Source organism: Aestuarium sp. (genome assembly GCF_023253315.1).
Classification (GTDB): domain Bacteria; phylum Pseudomonadota; class Alphaproteobacteria; order Rhodobacterales; family Rhodobacteraceae; genus Marivivens; species Marivivens donghaensis.
This window is the reverse complement of record NZ_JALRGW010000041.1, coordinates 337-6,176: the sequence shown is the minus strand read 5'-3', so window position 1 is coordinate 6,176 and position 5,840 is coordinate 337. Positions and strand designations below refer to the sequence as shown.

Annotated in this window: 7 protein-coding genes and 1 tRNA gene; 6 read left to right on the top strand and 2 right to left on the bottom strand. The window is 52.7% G+C overall.

Annotated features, from left to right (window positions below):
- Positions 1-11: 11 nt before the first annotated feature.
- Positions 12-87: transfer RNA gene (locus tag AC1QQ2_RS13490), tRNA-Lys, on the bottom strand.
- A gap of 113 nt (positions 88-200) precedes the next feature.
- Here AC1QQ2_RS13490 and AC1QQ2_RS13485 point away from each other — a divergent pair.
- The 6 genes from AC1QQ2_RS13485 (at position 201) to AC1QQ2_RS13460 (ending at position 5,106) form a co-directional block, all read left to right on the top strand.
- Positions 201-1,439: a tyrosine-type recombinase/integrase gene (locus tag AC1QQ2_RS13485; RefSeq protein WP_479713506.1), complete on the top strand. Its 1,239-nt coding sequence runs from the start codon at positions 201-203 to the stop codon at positions 1,437-1,439.
- 80 nt (positions 1,440-1,519) lie between these two features.
- Complete coding sequence (locus AC1QQ2_RS13480; RefSeq protein WP_479713505.1) at positions 1,520-1,915, top strand: hypothetical protein; 396 nt, start codon at positions 1,520-1,522, stop codon at positions 1,913-1,915.
- 86 nt (positions 1,916-2,001) lie between these two features.
- Positions 2,002-2,235 carry a hypothetical protein gene (locus AC1QQ2_RS13475; RefSeq protein WP_105236059.1) on the top strand — a complete coding sequence of 78 codons (234 nt, stop codon included), beginning with the start codon at positions 2,002-2,004 and terminating at the stop codon, positions 2,233-2,235.
- Positions 2,235-2,594: a hypothetical protein gene (locus AC1QQ2_RS13470; protein WP_105236058.1), complete on the top strand. Its 360-nt coding sequence runs from the start codon at positions 2,235-2,237 to the stop codon at positions 2,592-2,594. Before AC1QQ2_RS13475 ends, AC1QQ2_RS13470 begins: the two co-directional genes overlap by 1 nt.
- Positions 2,595-2,713: 119 nt before the next feature.
- Positions 2,714-3,760 (top strand): hypothetical protein, encoded by a 1,047-nt coding sequence (locus AC1QQ2_RS13465; protein WP_105236057.1) that lies wholly within the window; start codon positions 2,714-2,716, stop codon positions 3,758-3,760.
- Positions 3,760-5,106: a virulence-associated E family protein gene (locus tag AC1QQ2_RS13460; protein WP_105236056.1), complete on the top strand. Its 1,347-nt coding sequence runs from the start codon at positions 3,760-3,762 to the stop codon at positions 5,104-5,106. The genes AC1QQ2_RS13465 and AC1QQ2_RS13460 overlap by 1 nt, the downstream gene beginning before the upstream one ends.
- Positions 5,107-5,422: 316 nt before the next feature.
- Here the strand turns inward: AC1QQ2_RS13460 and AC1QQ2_RS13455 are convergent.
- Positions 5,423-5,840 (bottom strand): tyrosine-type recombinase/integrase (locus tag AC1QQ2_RS13455; protein ID WP_479713504.1); only part of this gene is annotated, 418 nt, incomplete at its 5' end.

The window sequence follows — 5,840 nt, the reverse complement described above, 5'->3', positions numbered from 1 at the left end:
TTTAGAGAAAGTGGTGAGCCGTGCAGGATTCGAACCTGCGACCCACTGATTAAAAGTCAGTTGCTCTACCAACTGAGTTAACGGCCCACTGTGGGTTTATACCAATAAAATAAAGCCATATTGCACTTTACTTACATCGCTATGCCCCGCTAACTTGCGGTAACTTCCACCGTTTTGTCTCGCTGGGTGTCTCGCTGAAAATGGCTTCTCATACTTTCGAATGCAAGATTGATCGCACTCAAATCGAGCGGTTTACCAAGGAGCAGAAGCTCTCTGGCGATCGGATTACACTCGCAGACACGATATGCAGTGGCTTGAAGCTTGTGATTAACAAAGAAAGTGCCAGCTGGACCTATGCTTACCGCAAGCGCGGTTACATTGATGGTGGCAAGAGACACCCCCAGCGCACCATGAAACTCGGTGACCCTGTGACCATGACGCCGTCTGAGGCGCGCTTGGCGGCTGAGCAAATCAAAGCGCAAGTTCGGAATGGCGAAGACCCAGCGTTAGTTGTTCGGAAAGAAAAGGCTGCAAAGCGAGCTGAGGAGGCGCGGCTCAAGTCCTGTCTCGAGTGGCTGGACCGTTATAATGAGACGCAGATGGCCAACGGTCGAACGAAGCACCAGCGCGACGAAGTTCGTCACGTGAGGTTTGCCCTCGACGAAATGGGAATGGCGGATGCCTTTCCTGCTGAACTTACGTCACGACATATTCGTGGTTTGGGAGAGATGCGACCGGAACAACCTGCGACGGCTCGTCATCGCTTTGGGGCTTTATCTCGGTTTCTGGATTACTTGCTAGACGAGGAGGTCATTCCTCTCAATCCAGCGAATTCGGTGTCGAGGAAGCGTCGGCCGAAGCCAGCTGCACCTAGATCTAGGTTCTTCACGCCCGACGAACTGAAGCAATTATGGCATGCTAATGGCTTGAAGCCAGAGTATCTTCGATATCTCCGCTTCATGATATCTACGCCGCTACGAGCGAATGAAGGGGCGGCATTACGACACGACCAACTGATCCTCGATCGAGACGAAATTCGCTTCTCCAATGAGGAGACGAAGAACGATGAGTATTTTGTGATGCCCCTCTCGGGCATGTCTAAAGACCTACTCTTGGCAGGACCAACTGGCGGTCATTCCAAAGTGTTTCAGCTTTCATCCGTGCCAGACGGTGACATGACTGCGTGGAGTTTCTTTAACAAGAAAGTCCGGGCCGCATCAGGAGTTCAGGACTTTTGTATGCACCACCTTCGTCGAACCTTCGCGACCTTGATGGCGGAACATTCTGATGTCTCCGAAGGCCTGATTGATAGTTTGCTGAACCATAAACAAAGTGCGACCCGAACCGGTGTTATGAAGCACTATCAACACTCCAAGCAGCTTGAGCAGCGTCGGGAGGTTATGGCGAAGTGGCACGGGCTATTAGCGGGTTGGGTATGACGGAGGATAGCGAGAGGCCCAATCGGCAACATGGGGGTCGACGAGCGGGCGCAGGACGTCCCAAGATCTTAAATGACGATATGATATTGGCTGTAGGATGGGCTTGCGAAACACTTCAGCGCAAGGCCTATGACCGTCAACTTGCAGCAGCCAAACAGTCGATATTTTCAGATGCGACTAACCTTTCCGAGTTCTTTGGTGAGATTGCTTCAATTCCGATACAAGAACGATCCGATTATCTTCTAAGCCAAGAATTTGAGGAGCATAGATCTTCTATTGATGAAGAGCTTCGAGTGATTGGGCAGCCAGCAGGCGTAGATGGAAAGCCGTCGAGAATTATAACCTTTAAGCTGAAGCGCATATACGGCGTGAATGAGGGTATCTACGTCGTCGTAGGGGAACTCTTTGGTCTGACTCGTAACCAAGTGAAAAAGTGTTGGAGAGAATACAGAAAGCTAAACTTCTGGAATATATAGGAAACTTGATTTTTATCCAATCAAGTCTGGAGGGGGATATGGCTAGGTTATTTTGATTCGCAGATCTCGCAATAAGGAGCGAAACGATGCGAAGACCAACTTGGCTACCTGACCAACCCCTGCCGCAATATGCTGACAAGCAGACGGCAGCAGCGATCATCACTCACTTCTACTTCCCGATCAGCCCGCGCACGCTTGAGCGTTGGCCGCTGATTGTGCGCCGCCCGAACAAGGCTGCGATCTATGCGGTTGACGAGCTTTTGGCCGTAGCAAAGCAAAAGTTTGATGATGCTAGCGTGTATAAACAGGAGGTCTGCTAATGTTAGACCTTCATACAAATGCTGCCCCATCAGATAACTGTAATGGGGATACTTCCGAACTGACCACATCATGCCATGAACGTGATGCCGCCTACGTGGACGTCATTGTCCATGTATCGCCTCGCATTCGGATCATCCTCGACCGTAAGGGCATCCAATATGTCGTTCAGCGCATGTTTGCTGAGACGGCACATGGAGAGGTGTGGCGTGGCTTTAGCTATCACGTGACCCAGCAGAGCCTCTTCAAGCTCTGTGTGAAGCGCCAGTGGCTCTGTGACGCTGATGTGCGTGGGGTAATCACCGGACTGCCGGACACGGCCGCCCAATTCGCCACTCAGCGTCCTTTCGGAACTGAGTAATGCAAAACCGCGCGCCCGAAAGCACGCGGTTAGGGGTTACTGCTTATCTATTTGCGATGGATCCACAGTGGCAACTCCATAGCACGTGTAAGGGCGCGCTCCAATAGTGGAGCATAAACATGCATCCGACACTAAACTTTGTCCTCATCGAGGGCCAGAAAGACACGCGCCGTGATAGCGGCCGTGATTACGGCACGATCAGCTATGCTGAGATAGTGCAAATGGCCAAAGCCCCACTGGCTTTGGAGAAGAGTAAGGCACATGCCTTTATTCCCTCGGCTTATAGCGGACCAGATGCACGCTCACATGCCGTGCAGCGCGAAGTTGGGCAATTCCACGCCCTCGTTCTGGATGTCGATGACGGAATAGTCACGCTTGATGAGCTGGATCAGGCCATCGTGAGTGTTCTTGGTGAGTGCCGGCGCATCATCTATTCGACCAGCAGCGCAACGGCAGAGGCGCCTAAGTGGCGCGCTGTAGCGCCAGTCCGGAAGCCCATGTCCGGTTCAGACTATGGCTGGCTGCAGCAGGCTCTTTTCGAGGGCTTGGATGCGCATGGCATCTGCTGCGACTATGCCTTGGCACGTGCAGGACAGCTCTCGAACCTGCCCAATGTGCCGCCAGAGCGTCGAGACGCGAATGGAACGCCATTTTTCTATGACTTCCGCGTGTCTCAAGCCGATGTCTTGGAGGTGCCGCCATCTGGCCTTACGACGCGTGCCTCCCAGCTCGCTCAGCAAGCAAAAGCCGCTGAGGAGCTGGCGCGTAACGTATCCGCTGAGAAAGCTGCGGAAAGGCTGCGCAAGCGCGAGTTTGATGGCCTGTTGACGCCGATCGAGCAGTTCAAGCAGGACCATGACCTCGTGGGGTTGATGCTTGAATGTGGTTGGCTGCACCGTGGTGGCAACTCTTACGCCTCGCCATTCTCGCAGAGCAAAGGCCCTTCAGTTCAGGTCTTCGGTGATCGTGCTGTGAGCTACACCAGTAGCGACATAGGGCAGCTTGGGAAGACGACGGCGAATGGATGGACCACCTATGATGCATGGGACGTCTATGTGCGCTGCATCCACGGCGGTAATGAACGTGCCGCACTGGAGGACTACTGTGAGGCGTCGGGCTATAACCAAGTGCGCCTTCACTCAATCATCAAAAAGTGGGGGCTGTGATGACTGAGATTAAACGGATCCAACATCCGGATGTTGATACGTCACAGCCACTTGTGGAGTTAGGGAGTGGCACCTTCGCGTCCTCTCTCGACGGCCTGAAGCTCATCGTCGTCAACGATCGCATCTCTGATGCTTTCATGAATGTGGTGACAGTCCTAGCCTGTTTGGAGGACTGGTATGGCGTCTTCGCCTATGATGAGCTGTCCGAGCAGATCATGATTCTACGCCCCTTTCCAAAGAGCCGAGGGAACCCAAACCAGTTCAAGCCAAGGCAGTTGCGCGATGATGACGTCAACCGAGTGCGTGGATGGTTCAATGCCCATTTAAAGTGGTTGAAGGTCACAAAGGGCGATGTGCAAGATGCCATCCAGCTTGCGGCGCGCGAAAACATCATCTCACCCGTGCGCCACTACCTCGAAGGTCTGCCTCCTATGTCAGCTGAAGAGGCGCGAGCGTTACTGAAAGAGGTGCTGAACGATCACTTCGGTCTGCGTCGGTTTGGTGAACATCCGGAAACGCTGATCTATGCGGAACTGGTCTTTCGTAAGTTCCTGATATCGGCCGTTGCTCGTATGATGGAGCCAGGGTGTAAAGCTGACCACGTCTTGATACTCGAAGGTCCTCAGGGGGCAGGGAAGTCGACTGCCGTGCGAGTTCTGTTTGGAGAAGCTTACTTCGCTGATAGCTTGCCTCGTTTGGACTCAAAGGACTCTGCGGACTTTGTGCGTGGTAAGTGGGGTATCGAGCTTTCGGAGTTGGCTTCAGTTTCAAAAGTGGAGATTGAACACGTCAAAGCCTTCATCACGCGTCCCGAAGACAAGTTCCGTCCACCCTATGGGCGATGTGAGATAACCTACCAGCGTCGCTGTGTGTTTATCGGCACGACCAATCGCACGGACTATCTGCGTGATGAGACAGGCAATCGTCGCTTCTGGCCGATCAAGATCGAGAAGGCTGACATTCTGGCCATCGACCGTGATCGTGACAGGATATGGGCGGCGGCGATGACGCTTTATCTCGCTGGTGAGCAGTGGTGGCTGACCGAAGAGGAAGCTCAACTTGCGAAACAACAGCAGATGCAGCGCACGGTCGTTGACCCGTTGTTCGAAGAGGTTGCAACATGGCTCACCAATACGGGTAAGACCGAGACTTGCATGCGTGAGGTCATGGAGAAGGTGTTAGGTGCAACTGAAACGTATCAGCAGAGTACCCTGCCGCGCCAATTGCAGCATTCCATCCGTGGGGCGCTAAACGCAGCTGGTTTTGAAAGCACGGGCAAGCAGTTTACGTCTGGTGACTACAAGGGCCACACGATCTTCGCGCGTGTGCAGGAGCCACCCTTCTAACCCCCCCAACGTCAAGCAAAAGAGGGGAGCCGCCGTGGTAGAGTGAAAGGCCTACTGTGGCGGCTTTTTTCCAATTCAGGTCGAGTAGTAGAGTAAGTAGAGCTGATACATGGCAACATTTTAGCTGTATCTAAGGCTATGTATTTGCAGGCATATTCAGGGTGAATTGGAGTGTAATGACGTCCGCATTGCCTAAGGCTATAAAGTTACGTGGGATTTGCTCTACTCACTCGACTGCTCGACTGAGGTCCGCGGAAATAGTCACACAGACGCGCCGGCTCGTGTCGGTCTTTCAGTCGACTTTGCACGGTGTTGGTTACTGTAAATGCCGTAGATCAACCTTGATTGCATTGGCTACAATATCGACACGATCCTTGAGCGTGTTGGGGAATAGATGTGCGTATCGCTCTGTCATTGATATGTGGTGATGGCCGAGAAGTTGTTGAACTTCATAGATGCTGGCCCCATGATTGATGAGAAGGCTGGCGTATGTGTGCCTCAAATCATGCATCCGAACTTGAGGTAGGGCCGCGGCAATTCGAGCGCGATCAAACGCTATGTGAAAACTCGTGTAGGGCTTGCCCGTCCGTGGGTTTGGAAAAATCCAACTGTCTGGGCTGATATCTTGTCCCAATTCCGTGGTTGTCTGTTTGACTTGTTCCAGAACGACTAACGTATCGTCACTGAGCATCACTTTTCTGCTTCGCCCACTCTTGCTAACGGCAACAAATAAT